Here is an 18,646-nt window from a genome sequence, read left to right on the forward strand (position 1 = left end):
GGAATAAAGATAGACAAGGGTTCTGCCAATGACGTAACAATACATAAGAATTATAATAATTTATCTAAAAAGTCAATAAGATATGAACGATGTATGAAAGAAATAAAAATAGAAAATATCACTCTTGGCTTATCAAGCGAAGGTATGAATGTTAGAGTAAAATCAAATAAGGAAAATCTTGTTCTCTCTAACCAAAATATTGATAACGTAGCTGAATTGATCGAGCACAACTTCAATGTCGTTTCTAATCATTATAAATTAATAATTGATAGAGAAAAAAAGGAGTTTGATCTCAAGGATATAAATTTTATTAGTATTTCCATTGTCCTACATTATCTTTATATGTATAATTCGTGGAGAGTTATGTATAAAAAACAGGAGAATAAAGATTTGAGATTTAATGAGAATGACTTTAGTAATCCATCTACTCATGATATAGTGTTTAATTATTTCAAAACAAAATATCCAAATGATTGGGAAGAAAAATGTGCTGTTTTATTAGGAATAGAATTAAATAAACTGAACACTTATTATAAAATAAGAGAGATTTTTTACAACAAGTGAGAAAGAAGCTGTTTATTTAAAGTATTAGTGTTTGTTTATATGCTATATAGAGGAGAGATGGATTTAATACATAGTATCTCTGTTCTTAATAATTTGTTTAATCAGGTTATCTAAGGCTAGCATATTTAATACGACTCCATTACCTAATTATCTCTTGATAACATAAAAATCAAATGAATAGATTATATAAAATAGAAACAGAAATAAACAAAGAACGTGGCCTGTAAAAACAAGATATAGGCCAGGTTTTGAATTCATTAATACAATGCAAACTTCTGGTTCAATAGTACTACTAAATAATGAAGCTTTAAAGCCAGGTGAAATCCGCTAACTAACCCTATTATTGGGTAACTGATTCACCTACTTCTTCAATTCCTGAATTTCCTTTTTCAGTTCTTTTACCTCTTCAGCATATTTTATAAGATAGAGTGTCAGTTCTTCTATTTTTTCTACCAGTGTTCGATTCATTTCTCCCAGCGCGACGCCATTTTTTTCTATTTCCTCCGCTTTGGGGATGTTCGGAAGGTGGCCCTTTTCCCGGATATGAGCAGCCAGTTCATCCAGTTCCATAAGCTTGTAGTCTTTTGAGAATACATAATCCGGCCAGTTGGCGGTTTCCACTTTAACTTCATGAGCTCTTATTTTTCCGTTGACAGAGAGCTTTTCCTGTGGGGAAATCGTTCCGATTCCTACGTTACCCTGACTGTTCCAGATTCCATCACCGGAAAGGTAAATATCTCCTTTAAACCTGTTTGTGTACGAAATTTCAGCAATATCTGTACCTGTCAAGGGTGCATCAATAATTGTCCAGCCCTGATAATATGACGGTTGATTGTATCCGGAGAATGCATTTACATAGAACCGTTGAAAATTAACTTTATCATCAATGAAAATAACTACTTTTCCTCCTTCATTCGCTAATAAGATTTTAGGGGTATATGCTCCGGAAGAAGAAATCACAGGCTGGTAAAAATAGAGCACATTGTTGTCGTGCCAGATGTAAAAATTAATCTGCAGATTCATGGGAGCTTTGGCGCCATAACTATAGCCGATCAGATTAATAGTAGGCATATCAGCAGAGAGCGTAAACGGAATATTGGTCTGGATTTTAACACCATATTGCGGAATTCCTTGAATAGCGTAACGGGCCACATCATTGTACACCTGTGCTTTAGAGACAGTTGTCATGCCTATACATAGTAGTAAAATAATGAATCTGACATTGTGCATATGGATTAATAATTTAGTTTGGCGATTATAATTTTCTATATTCTGTAAATATAGGGTGTATTTTGAAATTATAAAAATGTAATCAACCAATTATGGGGTTGTTTTTGTCGTTATTACAGGATATAGAGCCTGCCGATATGTATGCAGTATTTACATTGCGCTTAAAAAGTGAGTACAGGTCAATAGGGCTCAGGTATGGATACCTTTACAGTGGTCTGCAAGGATAAGATGTATCTTCTGTTTCTAACGTTCTAAAACATAATTAATCGCATTGATTATTTTTTTGAACCCGAATATTTTATTACCTTTCGTGTAAATTTTGAAATAACCGTTATGAAGATTATTAACCAGCATAAATTAAAAGCATACACCCTGACAGAGATACTTGTTGTACTGGTAATTATAGGGATTTTGATCTTGCTGGCACTGCCTAATTTACTGCCATTGATTACAAAGGCCAAGAGTACGGAAGCTAAAATGCAATTACAGCATGTGCAGACCTTACAGCAAAATTATTTCTATGAGAAATCCAAATATAGTGGAAATCTGGAAGAGCTGGGATTTGTGCAGGAGAAGCTAAGTACGGACGGTAAGGACGGAAAGGCGAACTATCGCATTGAAATTGTCAAAGCAGAGCAAAACTCATTTATAGCAAAAGCTACTGCTGTAGTGGATTTTGATGGTGACGGTACGTTTAATGTGTGGGAGATCGATCAGGACAAAAATCTGCGGGAAGTAACTCCGGATTAGTCTATGTGGCTGAAAATCTTTATTGTATTGATTTTAATCCTTATTGCATATCAGGATTTCAGATACCGGGGAGTCACCTGGTATTTTTTTCCTTTACTTTTTCTGGGATTATCAACAATAAGTATACGTGATTACGGTTGGCATGAGGTGTCTTTGTACAGTGCGTTGAATCTCCTATTTATTGTTTTGCAACTGCTGATACTGCAACTTTATTTCCGGATCAGGAATGGACATTGGCAGTGGATATTCGATACCGTACTGGGATGGGGAGATGTTGTGTTTTTTATTGCTATCGCTGTTTATTTTACCCTATGGGGATATTTTATGTTCTTTGTCCTGAGTTTAGGCTTTGCATTAGTGATGAGCCTGTTACTAAGGATGGGAACTAAAAAGGAAATTACTGTACCCTTAGCGGGATGGCAGGCTGTTTTATTTTTGATATTATTTGTATTGGAGCATTTTAATTATCTATCTTTAAGAGAAATAATTTTACCGAATTTTTATTAACCGAATGTCGATTGAAAAAGATAATACTCTTTTATTAGAAGGGCGTAATTTATCTTCTGAGTTGCTGAATAGTATTCAAAGGAGTGTAGCCTGGCACTACAGGATTATACCTGTTGGTAAAGAAAATGCTGTGCTCCGTTTTCTGTATGATAAAGCGACGGAAGAAGATGGCTTGCGTAATGAGCTTGAAATGTTGTTTGATTCCGGATTTCAACTGACTGCCTGTGATACGGAACAGATCGATTTACTACTGAATACGTATTATTTCGGAGAACATACATCTGAAGAACAACGCGTAATCCGTTCACTTTCTTTCGATCATGATTTCCTGGACAATCTGATTCAGGAAGCCAGACAACTCAAAAGCAGTGATATCCATATAGAAAGTTATGAACAGAAGGGGAGAGTCCGCGTCAGAATAGACGGAATGATGGTCGAACGGTATGTGTTATCTAAAACAGATTATCCGGCACTGATCAATAAGATCAAAATTCTGTCCAACATGGATATAGCCGAAAAAAGACTCCCTCAGGACGGAAGGATACATTATAATAAAGGGAAAGAACAATTTGATATTCGTGTATCGGTGTTACCTACACTTCATGGAGAGAAAGTCGTACTCCGTCTTCTGAACAATAATGCTGCAAATATTCATATTGATTCATTAGGAATGTCTCCTGAAGATCTGGAAAACTATCTGCACGGTATCAAAAAGCCGAATGGTATTCTGTTGATCAGCGGACCCACCGGATCGGGTAAAACGACAACGTTATACGCTACGCTCAAACACCTGAATAAGACAACTACCAATATCCTGACGATAGAAGACCCGATCGAATATACGCTGGAAGGAATCAATCAGGTACAGTTGAAAGAAAATATAGGATTGACGTTTGGTGCTGCTTTGCGGACATTTCTGAGACAGGATCCCGATATTATTATGGTGGGTGAGATTCGTGATCCTGATACCGCAAATATGGCTATCCGGGCTGCACTTACCGGCCACCTTGTTCTGTCCACTATTCATACCAATTCTGCCTGGGGTACGATATCCCGTCTGATGGATATGGGTATTCCCAATTTTTTGATTGCGAATACACTTAACACATCAGTAGCGCAACGTCTGGTGCGTACATTATGTCCGAAGTGTAAAAAGATACAGGCATTGGATACAGCAATCTATCCGAAGCAGTTTGTGCCCTATTACACACTGACACAACATGCTGTAGCAACAGGTTGTCCGGACTGTTATTATACAGGATTTAAAGGACGTAAAGCTGTTTATGAAATTATTCCTTTGGATCAGGGACTCGCCGAAGAAATCAAGAAAGGTAATACACAGGTGGATGACGAATTGAGAATCAGAAAAATCAAAACATTAGGGGAAAATGCATTTGAACTTTTTGCACAACAGGAAACCACAATAGAAGAAATATATCCATTATTATTTAATTATTAACCACTATGTCCATTCGGATTTTTATCTTATTTATACTTTTTTGTGCCGGATTATCTTCTGTCTGTCATGCCCAGCAGCCCGAAGAGAGTTACAGACGGGTGGAAGAGCGGCTTTATGCATTATCAACTTCAGTTCCGGGATTGCAGAAAAAAGTAAAACTTTCCGTTTCCGGAGTTTCCGTTCAGGAATTTTTACGAGCACTGGCACAGTCTAATGACTTGAATATCAATGTGGACCCTTCGCTTAATTTTAATATTGTCAATAACTTCAGAGATGAAACTGCACTTAATGTTTTGCTGTTTCTGTCTAAAACATATCAACTGGATATTAATGTGATCGGCAGTATTATGTCGATTACCAAATTGCCAGGTGCCAGACCTGTCTTTAAGGTCAAAGATCCGGACATTTCATATAATGTAAACAACGAATCACTGACTTATAATCTGCAGAATGATACCCTTACCCGGGTAGCGCAGAAGATCAGTTCGATTTCAAATAAGAATGTTATTGTGCCCGTCAGCCTTAATGGTAAGTTGGTGTCAGGGTATATGGCGGAAGCGCCTTTTGAGACTGCAGTTGAAAAACTGGCATATGCCAATAGCCTGAAGTATAAAAAAACAAATGATAATGTCTATGTCTTAGAAAATCTGATACCGGGTGAAGAAGTATTTATCAATGATGACCGTCAGACGGATATACGTTTCAGACCCGGAGCACAACAGGTACAGGGAGCAGGGGGGATGAATGTGATGGGAGGTGGCAACACGGGTGCAAATAATTATGCTGTATATGGTAAAAGCAATGGAGACAAAGGTAAACTGTTTACGATACAAGCCTCTAATACTCCTATTGGTGAACTGATAAAACGTGCATCTGAAGATGCTAATGTCGATTACTTCCTTTACAGTCAGATTGACGGGAATATTACGACAAATGTAAAAAATATCAGCTTTGATCAGTTTTTGAGCTCGATTTTTCAGGGTACACCGTATACGTACCGAGTAGATAATGGTATTTATCTGATCGGAAACCGTAAGAATGAAGGATTGCGTACAAGTAAGATTATCCAGTTGCAGCATCGTTCTATTGATACGATGATGACCATGATTCCTATGGAATGGAAACGAGACGTTGAAATTAAAGAATTCAGAGAACAGAATATGTTACTGCTTTCAGGTTCTTCTCCCCAGATTACAGAGATCGAAGCTTACATCCACAAACTGGACAAGATCGTACCGATGGTACTGATAGAGGTTACCTTATTGGATATTAATAAAGGTAATACTGTGAAGACGGGAATAAAAATGGGAGTAGCAGATTCCATTCCGCAAACTGGTGGTTCTTTATTTCCGGCACTAGATTTTACTTTTGGTGCAGGTTCCATTAACCGGTTCTTATCCTTTCTGGGAAAAAACAACTCCTTTAATCTGGGGAGGGTCACACCCAATTTTTATGTGACATTAAGTGCACTCGAAGCGAACAAAAATGTAGAGATGCGATCCATTCCCAAGTTGTCTACACTCAATGGACACCAGGCAAAACTCAGTATAGGAAGTAAACGCTATTATAAAACTACTACTCAAAATGTAATTCCTTCCCTACAGACAACAACGGTTACTACGGAGCAATTTACACCGGTAGAGGCTAATATGAATATTGATATTAAGCCTATTATATCCGGAGATGATCAGATAACACTCAAAATCACAGTAGATATATCTGATTTCGTAGGAACAGTAAAAGATGGTCAGCCTCCACCCACATCTACAAGCAAGTTTGAATCTATAATACGGGCCAGGAATGAAGATATGATTGTGTTGGGAGGTATAGAACGTACAGAGAATAGCAGCAGTGGAAGTGGTGTGCCTTTGCTTTCACGGATTCCCGTACTAAAATGGCTGTTCAGCAGCCGTGAGAAAACCACTAATAAAGTTGTTTCTGTAGTTTTTATCAAACCAACAATTATTTATTAACGACAGTGAATCTACCTGCATTTATCCGACAATTCTATCAGATCCAGTCCTGCTATGGTATAACTTATGCCCGGGAAGGAGATCAGGTGCGTTTGGAATATTGCAGATTGCAGTTAGAAAAGGATAGTCTGCACATTGCGGAGACAGGTATGGCTGCCGGTTGGCAGGAGCTTTCGGAGAAACTGCAGCCTAAGCTGCCGATAGCACTGCAGCTGGGAGGGAAACAGGTACTTGTCAAGGAGGTAAATTATACAACCGAAATAGGCACAGCAGAGATATTGGAAATCTTTCCTAATTTTTCGGAAGAATCCTTTTACTACTCTGTACATAAGGGGCAGCATATGAGCTGGATTGCATTGGTACGGAGGAATGTGGTAGATCAGTTGATCGAGGAAATCGCGGCCTCCGGCAATGAAGTGGTACAGCTTTACATTGGGCCTTTTGTATATAACGCTGTTCTGTCGCAGATCAACAAATATAACGGGCACTATATAGTCGATGGACATACGATTCAGATTGACAAAGAGACCAAAGAATGGCTTTCTTACAGCTACTCCAGAGATGCTATCGAAAAATATACAACAAAGATAGGTACACAGGTTATAGATCAGCGATATCTGGGGGCCTATGCCGCAGGTTTCTCCTGTCTGATGTATGACTATCTGGAAGAAGACTATACTGTATCCGTAAATTCTGTAAACTCAGATTACGTTGAGCTGCGGGAGAAAATCCGATTCAATAAAAATCTGCTACTTATTATCGGTTTACTTTTTACTTTATTGGCATTGAATGCTGTTGTTTTCTCTTATTATTACGGACGTAATCAGGAACTCGAATCACAAGTTACAGCTCAGCAGAGCACAGTGACCGATATCAGTAAGCTGCAAAAAAGAATAGAATTACAGGAGCAGAAAATAAAAGCACTGGGTTGGAACGGAGGTGTGCAGCAATCCTGGTTGCTGGATCAGATAGGACAGTCCCTGCAGGATTTTTCAGCAATTGTTATCTCTGGTATAGCCATTAATCCGGTATCTGATAGTAAAAATAAAATCAATGATATAAATCTGTCCCAGCGTATTCTCATAAAAGGACAGTGTCTGTCACTGTCACAGCTCAATGCGTGGATCCGGCATCTGGAGCGGAAGGGATGGATAGAAAAAGTCTCTATAGAGCAGTTTGGAGCAGGCCAGAATCAGATTAACCCTTTATTTACTTTACAGGTTCAGTTTAACGACCATGTGGAATAAGCTATCTTACTATAAGAAAAATAAGCTGCTATATAGTGCTGCGGCAGTAGCTTTTGTTATCTGCTGGATCTTTGCCTTTAGCAAGACATGGAATGCGTATTCTCTGAACAACAGGCTGGAGCAACAGATCGGGACAGGAACAGACAATAATAGTAAGGGAAGCAAGAATATGATCCTTAAAAGTCGTGTTCTGGATAGTTTAGTGTCCCGATACAGTAAAGACTCTGTACAATGGAATGATAATTTTATAATGAACGCCAGTAAAGGTATGACCGACCCCGGAATAAGCCTTTCTTATACTAACTCTGCTACAGGAAAGCGTAGTAATGATGCCGACACTATAGCGCTTCGCAAAACAATTATGGTGAGCGGAACATACAAAGGACTGGTGCAGCAGCTACAAGCACTGGAAGCTCTTCCTGAGCTGGGACTGCTGTCAAGAGTGACCCTCAAAACCGAAGATTCCCGCTACGATCAGGATGCCACTACTATTCAGACAGAACTGGAGTTTAGGGTGGTAAAAGAATATTAATTTAATGACGTTATTTGAGTATAGAGAATATAAATTGTATATTGATGGTGTTTGTTTAAATTAAAATAAAATTATTTTGGAAATTTTGATTTTTTGAAAATTTATTAAAACGGAAAGTGCTTTCCTTAAAGTGCCAAAAACAGATAGTTTGTCATCTAAGAAATGATTTGGACCTTCAAAGGTGGAAGAACCGATTTTGAAGGTAATTGAAATTGATAAGATCGATATGGAATAGGTACATATCTAATCGATAATTTAAACGCAACAGTTTAAACTGAAGCTAGGAAGTGCCTATTACAAGTATTATCGAATGCTATAAATACAATAACCTTTGTTTTGTGAATTATATTATCCAATAACAGATTATTATAAACCATTAAATTAATGAAAAGTCAACAAATCAAAATATTATTACTGGTAATTTTTGGATTATCCTCATGGAATCTTTATGGTCAATCTTCTGAGCCAAATTATGTTCATCCCAAACAATACTTGCCCTCAAGTCCGGATGTTATGGCATTTAATAGGATAAGCCATATTCCAGTAGGTCTGTATACAGGAAAACCGAATATCAATATTCCGGTCTTCAGTTTGAAGCTGCAGGACTACGAGTTTCCAATTTCTATAAATTACAATGCCAGTGGCATAAAAGTGGAGGAAATAGCTTCCAGTGTTGGATTAGGCTGGTCCTTGAGCGCTTACGACAATATATCTGTTGGGGTAAATGGTATCGGAGATTTTCAGAATAATGGTTTTGCGACATTATCTTCTACAGAGTTTAAGTTGCCAGATAATTATCTAACAAACCTGCTTTCTTATAAACAAGAAGAATATGAAGGTGGAGTTTTTTACCGCTTGGGATTAGGAAGTGCGGAAGGGACTATTGATACACAGCCAGACACATATTCCTATTCGATAAATGGGAATAGCGGAAAATTTTATTTTGATCAATTTGGACAGCCGCATACGATCCCCTTTAACGGCTTTAAAATTGAGCATTCAGGCCTCGGTAATAATATCTCAATCACGGATTTAAAAGGAGTGAAATATACCTTTGCAGAGTCTGAATTTTCGGTGCTGGAGAGCAACTGTGCATCAGGACCCTCTATTACTGGCCAAACAATGTTATTAACGGCTATTACCCTTCCAACAGGATCAACCATTCAGTTCGAATATGTTTCTTTAATCTATACACAGAAAATTCAGCGGCCATTGAGCAGAAACAGACCATTAGGCACCCAGAATTTCGGTTTGGATTGTATTAATATAAATACCGATATGACGGTCAATTCAAAGGTAATCAGTCGGATACTAAGCTCGGACGGGACAGAGGTCAACTTCCATTATGGTGCAAACCGTAGTGATCTTGTAGGAACAAAAGTATTGGATAGGATTGAAACAAAAAAGGCAGATGTAGTTCAAAATACAAATTTTTATTATAGCTATTTTGGTTCTGGTGGAGAAGCTATGCGGTTAAAACTAGATAGTGTCAAAAAACATCAAGGTGAAATCTATAGTTTTAAATATAATGAACAGGTGAATCTGCCAGGTCGATATTCGTTTTCGCAGGATCATTGGGGGTACTATAATGGTAAGAATAACAATACCTTGTTGCCAATTGAGTCCGAATTTGGATTTACCTCTGGAGCTAATCGTGATGTTGATCCCAACTATATACAGGCAAATATACTGACGAGAATTGTCTACCCTAGCAAGGGATATACCGATTTTGTCTACGAACCAAATGACTACTATACGAAAGATACAACAAGTACCGTAACACATTTTGACCACTATCTGAATAGCCCGAGTTCTCAAACAATAAATTTTTCAATCCCCCCGGGAGCTACAACTAACCAATCTCTGCTCAAGATTCAGGTAAGCGGATCCAGTTCCGGAGGTGGAATAGGTAACGAGCCTGAAGACCCACAGAATTACATTGTGTCCATTCAGGGAAACAATGGTTTTCAGGCAGATTATACAGCTTACCAAAATCAGACGCTTGGATTGAACCTTACACCGGGAACCTACACCATGCGGTTTTCAAGTACCGGTACAAGAACAACTAATGTAACACTGAGTTATGATATGATAACAAAAGAATATTTTGAAGGGAACAGGTTTGCGGGAGGACTTAGGTTAAAAGCACAGACAAGTTATGCAAACGCCATGGATCCAGCCCCCTTGGTAGAAAGTTATGTTTATTCTATTGACGGGAAATCTACCGGACAGATAAATTATAAACCGAAGTACACCTATCTGATGGAAAAGTATTTTTTGGTTGCCAATACCGACAATTTTGTTGCGCATAAGTTTTATATTCAAAATTCGAACAGTATAGATCCCCTAAATACGGTGCGAGGAAGTAGCGTAGGTTATACTTTTGTATCTAAATTGCAGTCACATGCATCTAAAAAGATAAGGATTGATTCAGAGTTTTCTTATTATGGAGACTATGGCGGACGATATTCTTATCCTTTACCTCCGGTAATCAGTATGGATTGGGCTAATGGTCTATTGTTAAAAGAAACTTCATATGTCGATAATAATGGTTTATTTTCAGCGATAAAAGAAGTTAGAAATACCTATTCGATTAAAGACGAAGATAGTTTTTGGAATTATCATTTTTTACCAGGAACCAAGCCATCATTTGATGCAATCCGTGGAATAGGGTACGTAATAGCATTTGCTTCGCCTCCTTATATAAATGGCTTAGTTAAAAAAACTGCAACTTTTTATGTCAATGAGTATCGGCTGATTTCGAAATGGGTCCGTCAAGATTCTGTTATTACGATAATGTTGAATTCTCCAAACAATGTCAAGACAGAATCGATAATGAGTTACGGAGACTTATATAATTTTAAACCAACGCGTATCAAAACGATGAACAGTGAGGGCAAGGTTATGAGTAAGTTACTATATTATTCTTCCAGTGCTCCTGAAAATCTGAAGACTGCTGAAACATCTTTACTAAAAAATAAGCATCAATTGACCCAAATAGTCCTTGTTTCAGATAGTATTGGAGTTAATCAAAGGCTGGATCAGCGGATTGCTTTTAAAAACTTTGATAACAACAGAGTCAATATAAATAAGATTTATGCTAAGAATGGAGGTGCTGACGAATATCAACAACTGGAAATTTCTTTATATGATTCTTATGGAAATCCTACAGAGTTTAAGGATATGTCTAATTCACAGAGCGTATATCTGTGGGGGTATGGTGGACAGTATCCTATTGCAGAAATTAAGAATGCGACTTATTCGGAGATAATTGCAGTGCTCACACAGGCTACAATTAATGACTTAAACTCAGGCACGAATACTGAATCTCAAATGGAAGGGCTTATCAAAAATGCTTCTGACAAATTACGTTCTAATCTTCCAGGTTCTCAGGTTACTTCTTACACCTACAAACCTCTAGTGGGCATGACAAGTAAGACCGATGCCAGAGGGCAGACGGAGTATTATCAATACGACGGTCTGCAACGCTTGCAGCATGTCCTGGATCAGTTTCAGCAGCTCAGACAGAGCTACCATTACCATTACCGCCCCTAATAAGTCCGATTATGAAAAGACCTCTTTTATCCACGATATTAACCTTATCAATCCTGCTAACCCTATCCACGGTTAAGGGACAGAATACGGATCTGATCCTGACCAGCTACAGCGGTCAGAGTCAGATTAAAGCCAGTGGCAGTGTTACCCTGAAACCGGGCTTCCATATTCCTTCAGGCAGTACGGTACGGATCTATACCAGCAGCAGCCTGCAGACACATCCGGTTTTACAAACCCAGCCGAGTAGTAACCAGAACTATATCCTGACACGCACCTTTCGCAAGGCAGGTGTAACATTAGCCAATCTATCCCAGTCCCGCACCGTAGAAGAGGAGAACCAGACAGTGCAGTACTTTGACGGCCTGGGCCGGCCACTACAGAGTATACAGGTGATGGCTTCCCCTACCCACAAGGACATTGTACAGCATATAGAGTACGACGGCTTCGGCAGAGAGAGCAAAAAATATCTTCCCTATGCTGCTTCGGCAAGCATGGATGGCAGCTATAAACCCACAGCCGGAGTGGATGTAATGAATTTCTATAATCCCACTGTGGGCTGGGATGCAGCCGTCAGGAAAACAGGCTATCCCTATGCAGAGACACAGTTTGAGAACAGCCCGCTGAACCGGGTGCAGGCTCAGGGCTCTCCGGGCGAAGCCTGGCAACTGAGCTCAGGTCATACGGTACGTACAGACTACGGTACCAATGCAGCCAATGATGTGAAACTATGGCAGCTCAATGCAGCCGAAAACGGAGCCACAGCCACCTATTACCAACCGGGCAGGCTGTACAAAACCACCACCAAAGATGAGAACTGGAGCAGTGGCAGGAGTGGCACTGTAGAAGAATATAAAGACTTCGATGGAAGAGTGGTACTGAAACGGGTCTGGGAAACAGAGAGTAAAAAACTGGAGACGCATTATGTCTACGATGACTTCGGCGACCTTCGCTATGTGGTCCCTCCTGCAGTGACTGTTAACACGTTCAGTGAAGATGCTGCAGACCCCAGCTACGATGCATATATTTATGGCTATAAATATGACGGACGCAGACGCTTAACAGAGAAAAAGATCCCTGGTAAAGGAAAAGAAGAGCTGGTGTATAATACCAATGACCAAATAGTACTGAGCCGTGATGCCAACCGCAGAGCAGCCGGGGAATGGCTGTTCAGCAAATACGATGCATTTGGCCGGGTGATTATGACTGGTATCTACAACAGTACAGAGAGTGCAGCTGCGCTGACTGCTCAGATCAACAGCAATGGCCAGACAGCCGGCCGGCTTTGGGAAACCCCGACAACCACAGATCAGGGCTATACCAATGCTGTCTTTCCAACCAATATTGCGTATTACCATACGATCAACTACTACGACCGGTATGACTTTCCGGAGAACAGCTTTGGAGCTCCGGCAGGAAATCAGGCTTCCGGAGGACGGGTAAGGACCTTGTTGACGGGAACTAAAACCACCACACTGGGTACAGGTAATATGCTGCTGACCACGCATTATTATGATCTGGAAGGACGGATCATCCAGAGTAAGAGTCAGAACCATATTGGTGGTACAGATATCACGGACAACAGTTACAGTTTCACAGGAGAACTGGAAAGCAGCACCCGCAGACATACCGTTAACGGACAGACGACCACTATCACCACCACTAATGAATACGACCATACAGGTCGTCTGGTCAACAGCAGACAACAGATTAACAGTCAGCCAGAAATTACCTTACTGGCCAACAGTTACAATGAAATCGGACAGCTCAAGACAAAGACAGTAGGCGCAGATCAACAGGGAAATAACCCAGTGAATACGACAGATTACCGGTACAATGAGCGGGGTTGGATGACAAGCAGTACTTCACCTCACTTCAGCCAGCAGCTCAGTTACCAGGATCCGGTCAAAGGAGCAGCAGCACAATGGAACGGCAATATCTCCGAACAGCAATGGGGGCAGACGACAACCCTCAACCAGCACTTTGTATACAGTTATGATAAACTGAACCGGTTGACCAACGGAAGCAGTCCCACATCCGGCATGTCTGAAATCCTGAACTACGATGATATGGGTAATATCACCCAACTTACCCGTGACGGATCCGGGATCAGCTACAGCTATACCGGCAACAGGTTGAATACCGTATCTGGTGTTATCAATGGCAGTTACAGCTATGATGAAAACGGCAATGCAAAGACCGATCGTATGGGTATGAATCTGAGCTACAATCACCTGAATCTACCACAGCAGGTGACAGGAGCAGGGAACACGATTACTTACCTGTATGATGCAGGTGGCAATAAACTTCGAAAAATAGCAAATACCACCGGACAGCGGGATTATGCAGGCGGTATAGAATACCAGAACGGAGTAATCGAACTGATCCATACCGCAGAAGGCGTAGCCTACCGGAATGCAAATGGCACATACAGCTACCGCTACAACCTGACGGATCATCTGGGCAATGTCAGAGCCACCATCTACCGGAACCCGAATACAAATGCAGTGGAGGTACTGCAAAGAGATGATTACTATCCGTTTGGTTTACAGAAATCTCCAAATCCGGTATATGGAAATAATAAGTATCTTTATAATGGGAAGGAGAAGCAGGAAGAATTAGGTGGCCAACTGGACTATGGAGCCAGATTCTATGACCCTGTGATTGGAAGATGGAATGTAGTGGATAAATACGCTGAAGTATATGTCGCAATAAGTCCTTATCAATATGCTGCAAATAATCCGATCAAAGTAATAGATCAAGGGGGGAAATTATTAAAGGATAAAGATGGAAATATTATAGCGACTTCAACAGGATCTTATGTTTCCAGAACAGTTAACGGAATACAGGGGAGTAATGGAGGAATATATTCTGCTGATATAAAATATGAAGTAATAACTATCTATACAGATGCAGGCAGGCCTGTTAATGCATTGAAAGAAATGAGTAGAGAAGTTTATACATATGACGCAAACGAAAGGATGAGATTAGGAAAAGTAGATCCATCAAATGTAGGAACTGATTGCAATTGTCATGGCTTATCGCTCGCCGGAGGTAATATAGTTATCGAGGATATTTCTGAGAATTCAGATGTAATTAATGCTATTTTAAATGATGATGGATATGTAAGCTCTTCATTTGCAGATGCGAGCTTAATTATGGCTCACGATCAAAAGAAAGGGCGTGGCGGAATTGTACACAGCGTTTTGAAAAACAGCTTATTTGACTTTTCTGCAGATCATGGAGAAGGACTTCCAACAATGAATGTGGGATACGTAACAGCTATGGGAAGCAATATTAACATGAATAATAAGAGTTATTATAAAAGAAATTCGTCTGATAGAGTTGTGAATACTAAATCAGGAACAGTTTCTCGGGGAGTTCGAAAAATAAGTAAGGAAGAAATAGATAAGATTAGGAAAGAAAACGGGCTTTCAACCCTTCAGGAATTAATAGATGCGATCTGGTATGAAAGATAGAATATTATATTTAATTATTGTCCTTATGTTTATTAATAGCTATTGTATAGGACAACCCTATGTGGAAAAAATTATTAAGAAAGATAATAAGGCATACCTTAAAATATCATATAAGAAAGATATAGATACAGTATTTTTTAATGCAATTGACGGTTTCAAGAATAATCTGACGGATTTGGAGAAATTGGAGTTGATCAAATGCTTATTAAAATTTGAAGGAGATACAACAATACACCCTGGAATGGTTCATCCTTTATATTTTGGAGATAATGCCAGAAATAATATTAGATTTTCTCCAAAGTCCAAATATTTTACAATAGAGATTGATGCTCTTTATTTTGTTAATCGTATTGCTTACGGGACATATACTGACTATTATTCACCTGCTCCAGTATTGTATGATAATATAGAGAAAGTGGAGATAAACGATTGTCCCCAGAAAGTTAAATTGGTTTTTTCGGAATATAAAAAATGGTTTGATGAGTGTATAAAAACAGGAAAAATACCAAAGTATTTTCCTTTTAATGATGGAAGATATGTTTGGTTATACGGTAAGAAATCCCGTTTTTCAAAAGACGGGAAATTGATTGAATAAATTCCCCCGCTGGCGCGAGCGTATCGCTCGTGTACAAGTTAGATATCAGAGCTACCATCTACCAGAACCCGGGAACAAATGCAGTGGAGGTCTTACAAAGAGATGACTACTATTCGTTTGGGTTACAGAAATCCCCAAATCCGGTGGAAATAATAAGTATCTTTATCAGCCAGTGGGCTGACAAGTGTTGGGAAGGAAAAGCAGGAGGAGTCAGGTGGCCAACTGGACTATGGAGTCAGATTCTACGATCCTGTGATTGGAAGATGGAATGTGGTGGATCCTTTGGTGGAGAAAATGCGTAGTTTTTCGTCTTATGTATATGGTAACAATAATCCAATTCGGTTTATTGATCCTGATGGAATGTTATCACAATCTTTTTTTTGATGATATTTGGAATAAATCTCAAAATGAGTCGACATGGACTAATCAAGGAGATGGAAGTTTTTCTGATGGGCAAGGACAGACAGTGCAGGATCCTCAAACACCTTTTGATTTAAAAAAAGGTAAACATGTGTTAGAACCATCAGGTAATGTATTTAGTATATTTTGGAATACAATAGAGGCCAGGAAATGGAAGGATACTAAAACCGGAATAAACTATAGAGTCGGGGCAGATGGGAAAATTTTAGGCATAGCTCCTATAGGCGTGACTGGAGGATTAGAGCTTATTTCCGGAGGTGGTGCGTTATAAATTCTGAAATACAATCCAACCAAGTTGAAGACCTTGATTGCTACTGAAGAAGGTGTGTAGGCTGCTGAAAAAGTAGCGTCTACAGCGAAGAAAATGGCAGATAAGGATCCCTATATTTTTGCAGAACCTATATATAGGAAAAACATACATCTTAGATGGACATCATAGAATTAAAGCTGCAATACAAAATAATCAAACTATTAATGTTATAGAGTTGAATACAATACAGGCTCTTGATAAATTTAAAAGTGTTGTTCAAGATATACAGAAAGGACTATTTAAATGATGAGAATAGAAGAAATTATTATTGATTATTATGAATTTATACAAGGTTATAAAAATTTAATTGATATAAAAGGAATAGAAGAATCAAGCTTTATTAATAAAAAAAAAGGAGAACTTGGGTTATATAAATATCATTATCATGGAGCAGGTTGTCGTCTTGAAAAAGAAGGTGTAATTTGTGAATATGATTACTTGCCAACAAATGATTACCCTATTAAATTCTCAAGCTGGAAATTATTTGAGTTTATGGAGACAAATCCTAAATGGAAAACTCAAGATTATAATTTGGATGATGTCCATCATTCGCTAATGACATTAGTTGAAAAGAAAAAACTTTTTCTCTTAGATTTGAACGGGGTGATGTTCCCTATATTTCAAATAAAAGATGTAAGATTTTTAGATAGTTGAATTAAGTGGAAAAAATGTTTTAACCATTATTATCTATTTCGGAGAGGTTGTTTTTGTTAAAATAAATAGAAAGTCTAAAGGAAGATGTCTGATTTTTAAAATTTAGAGATGGTGATTTAAAGTTTAAGCGTTCAACGATTTATAATGCACCGGGAGTAGTAAGAAATTTACCTAAAGAAAAGCTTTAATGAAAATATTAATATACAGTTTATTTATATGGCTATTCTATAGTTGCAACAATAGGAATCAGGATCGTGTGATAATTGATTCTCCTAAACAAGAGATGTTGCCCAAAAAAACATTGGATTCTTTATGCCGAAGAGCAATTAATGAAGGTGATTTTGAGGCCTATCATGTGTTAGCTACAGAGTTTTTTGAGCAAATAAAAAACTATGAGCTTTATTATTATTCATTAATAATGGCAAATAAATACCAATGTCCTGAAGCTTACGAAAATCTATATATCATCTTAAATACCTCAATAACTATAAATGGTATAAAGATGTATAGTAATGATCGTCTTACCGAATATTTTTCTAAATTTTACCTCCTTAAGGCATATGAATTGGGATATGATAACGCAAAATATAGTATTCATGAAGCTTTTGGGGATGACACTATACCCCCGAAATCCTCTTTTTATCTGGAGAAAATAGAGGAAGAATATAAAAATATGGGCCCTAAGGATATCAACAAATAACTGACTCTCTAAAATTAGATTTTAAATTCCCCCCCTCCGTTGGCCCCCCGCTGGTGCGAGCGTATGGCTCGTGTACAAGTTATCAGAGCTACCATCTACCGGAATCCGACTACAAATAAATACAGTGGAAGTACTGCAAAGAGATGATTACTATCCGTTTGGCTTGCAGAAATCACCAAATCCTGTATATGGAAATAATAAGTATCTTTATCAGCCAGTGGGCTGACAAGTGTTGGCAAAGAGAAGCAGGAGGAGTCAGGTGGCCAACTGGACTATGGAGCCAGATGACACCTGTCCGCCTATTGGCGGATGATCCGGTAATTGGAAGATGGAATGTGGTAAATCCTCATGCAAGTTTGTATGATGCACATTCTCCCTAATCTTATGGTTTTAATAATCCTATTAAAGTTATAGATCCTAATGGTAAAGATGGAATTGTGACAGGGTCTGGTACTAAAGATGATCCATTTAGAGTAAAAGCAAACTATTACTATTATGATTTAGATGAAGATCAGATCAAAGGATTAAATGCAGCTGTAGCCCAATATAATAATGGGGAAAGGCTCATAGTTTTATAGATAAAGATGGTAACTCATATTACACTGTTATTGAACTTAAAGCGAGCGAAATTGGTGCCGAAGATATTGGAAGTGCTCATGATATTGCTTATAAAG

General features: G+C 38.6%; 18 protein-coding genes. 17 read left to right on the forward strand and 1 reads right to left on the reverse strand.

Annotation, left to right across the window (positions count from 1 at the left end):
* Nucleotides 1-93: 93 nt before the first annotated feature.
* A complete protein-coding gene (locus I6J02_RS14080) occupies nucleotides 94-564 on the forward strand; it encodes a hypothetical protein (RefSeq protein WP_201678496.1) in 471 nt (156 codons plus the stop codon).
* Between the two features lie 360 nt (nucleotides 565-924).
* Here the strand turns inward: I6J02_RS14080 and I6J02_RS14085 are convergent, their stop codons facing one another.
* A complete protein-coding gene (locus tag I6J02_RS14085; RefSeq protein ID WP_236581910.1) occupies nucleotides 925-1,752 on the reverse strand; it encodes a hypothetical protein in 828 nt (275 codons plus the stop codon).
* A gap of 375 nt (nucleotides 1,753-2,127) precedes the next feature.
* Here I6J02_RS14085 and I6J02_RS14090 point away from each other — a divergent pair, with 375 nt between their 5' ends.
* The 16 genes from I6J02_RS14090 (at nucleotide 2,128) to I6J02_RS21820 (ending at nucleotide 18,352) form a co-directional block, all read left to right on the forward strand.
* Nucleotides 2,128-2,544, forward strand: a complete 417-nt coding sequence (locus I6J02_RS14090) for a type IV pilin protein (protein WP_201678498.1) — start codon at nucleotides 2,128-2,130, stop codon at nucleotides 2,542-2,544.
* Between the two features lie 3 nt (nucleotides 2,545-2,547).
* Nucleotides 2,548-3,051: a hypothetical protein gene (locus I6J02_RS14095; protein ID WP_201678499.1), complete on the forward strand. Its 504-nt coding sequence runs from the start codon at nucleotides 2,548-2,550 to the stop codon at nucleotides 3,049-3,051.
* A 4-nt stretch (nucleotides 3,052-3,055) separates the two neighbouring features.
* Nucleotides 3,056-4,510: a GspE/PulE family protein gene (locus tag I6J02_RS14100; protein WP_201678500.1), complete on the forward strand. Its 1,455-nt coding sequence runs from the start codon at nucleotides 3,056-3,058 to the stop codon at nucleotides 4,508-4,510.
* Between the two features lie 5 nt (nucleotides 4,511-4,515).
* A complete protein-coding gene (locus I6J02_RS14105; protein ID WP_236581911.1) occupies nucleotides 4,516-6,483 on the forward strand; it encodes a secretin and TonB N-terminal domain-containing protein in 1,968 nt (655 codons plus the stop codon).
* Between the two features lie 5 nt (nucleotides 6,484-6,488).
* Nucleotides 6,489-7,730 (forward strand): PilN domain-containing protein, encoded by a 1,242-nt coding sequence (locus tag I6J02_RS14110; protein ID WP_201678501.1) that lies wholly within the window; start codon nucleotides 6,489-6,491, stop codon nucleotides 7,728-7,730.
* The gene (locus I6J02_RS14115; protein WP_201678502.1) at nucleotides 7,720-8,262 is read left to right on the forward strand and encodes a hypothetical protein; all 543 of its coding nucleotides are present in this window, start codon (nucleotides 7,720-7,722) and stop codon (nucleotides 8,260-8,262) included. The genes I6J02_RS14110 and I6J02_RS14115 overlap by 11 nt, the downstream gene beginning before the upstream one ends.
* Nucleotides 8,263-8,646: 384 nt before the next feature.
* Complete coding sequence (locus I6J02_RS14120) at nucleotides 8,647-11,817, forward strand: hypothetical protein (RefSeq protein WP_201678503.1); 3,171 nt, start codon at nucleotides 8,647-8,649, stop codon at nucleotides 11,815-11,817.
* A gap of 11 nt (nucleotides 11,818-11,828) precedes the next feature.
* The gene (locus tag I6J02_RS14125) at nucleotides 11,829-15,293 is read left to right on the forward strand and encodes a DUF6443 domain-containing protein (protein WP_236581913.1); all 3,465 of its coding nucleotides are present in this window, start codon (nucleotides 11,829-11,831) and stop codon (nucleotides 15,291-15,293) included.
* Nucleotides 15,283-15,888 carry a hypothetical protein gene (locus I6J02_RS14130; protein ID WP_201678504.1) on the forward strand — a complete coding sequence of 202 codons (606 nt, stop codon included), beginning with the start codon at nucleotides 15,283-15,285 and terminating at the stop codon, nucleotides 15,886-15,888. The genes I6J02_RS14125 and I6J02_RS14130 overlap by 11 nt, the downstream gene beginning before the upstream one ends.
* 29 nt (nucleotides 15,889-15,917) lie before the next feature.
* A complete protein-coding gene (locus I6J02_RS21815; RefSeq protein ID WP_236581914.1) occupies nucleotides 15,918-16,190 on the forward strand; it encodes a hypothetical protein in 273 nt (90 codons plus the stop codon).
* Nucleotides 16,111-16,272, forward strand: coding sequence for an RHS repeat domain-containing protein (locus I6J02_RS14135; RefSeq protein ID WP_236582414.1), 162 nt, complete (start codon nucleotides 16,111-16,113; stop codon nucleotides 16,270-16,272). The genes I6J02_RS21815 and I6J02_RS14135 overlap by 80 nt, the downstream gene beginning before the upstream one ends.
* On the forward strand, nucleotides 16,208-16,579 hold the full coding sequence (locus I6J02_RS14140) for a hypothetical protein (protein ID WP_201678505.1): 372 nt from the start codon (nucleotides 16,208-16,210) through the stop codon (nucleotides 16,577-16,579). The genes I6J02_RS14135 and I6J02_RS14140 overlap by 65 nt, the downstream gene beginning before the upstream one ends.
* A 118-nt stretch (nucleotides 16,580-16,697) precedes the next feature.
* A complete protein-coding gene (locus tag I6J02_RS21955; protein ID WP_409590180.1) occupies nucleotides 16,698-16,865 on the forward strand; it encodes a hypothetical protein in 168 nt (55 codons plus the stop codon).
* The gene (locus I6J02_RS14145; protein ID WP_201678506.1) at nucleotides 16,862-17,272 is read left to right on the forward strand and encodes a DUF6896 domain-containing protein; all 411 of its coding nucleotides are present in this window, start codon (nucleotides 16,862-16,864) and stop codon (nucleotides 17,270-17,272) included. The genes I6J02_RS21955 and I6J02_RS14145 overlap by 4 nt, the downstream gene beginning before the upstream one ends.
* A gap of 187 nt (nucleotides 17,273-17,459) precedes the next feature.
* Nucleotides 17,460-17,972 (forward strand): hypothetical protein, encoded by a 513-nt coding sequence (locus I6J02_RS14150; protein ID WP_201678507.1) that lies wholly within the window; start codon nucleotides 17,460-17,462, stop codon nucleotides 17,970-17,972.
* A gap of 188 nt (nucleotides 17,973-18,160) precedes the next feature.
* Entirely contained in the window at nucleotides 18,161-18,352 is a 192-nt protein-coding gene (locus I6J02_RS21820; protein ID WP_236581915.1) for a hypothetical protein, read from the forward strand.
* Nucleotides 18,353-18,646 lie beyond the last annotated feature (294 nt).

Origin of the sequence: Sphingobacterium spiritivorum, from assembly GCF_016725325.1 — a bacterium.
Taxonomy (GTDB): Bacteria; Bacteroidota; Bacteroidia; order Sphingobacteriales; family Sphingobacteriaceae; genus Sphingobacterium.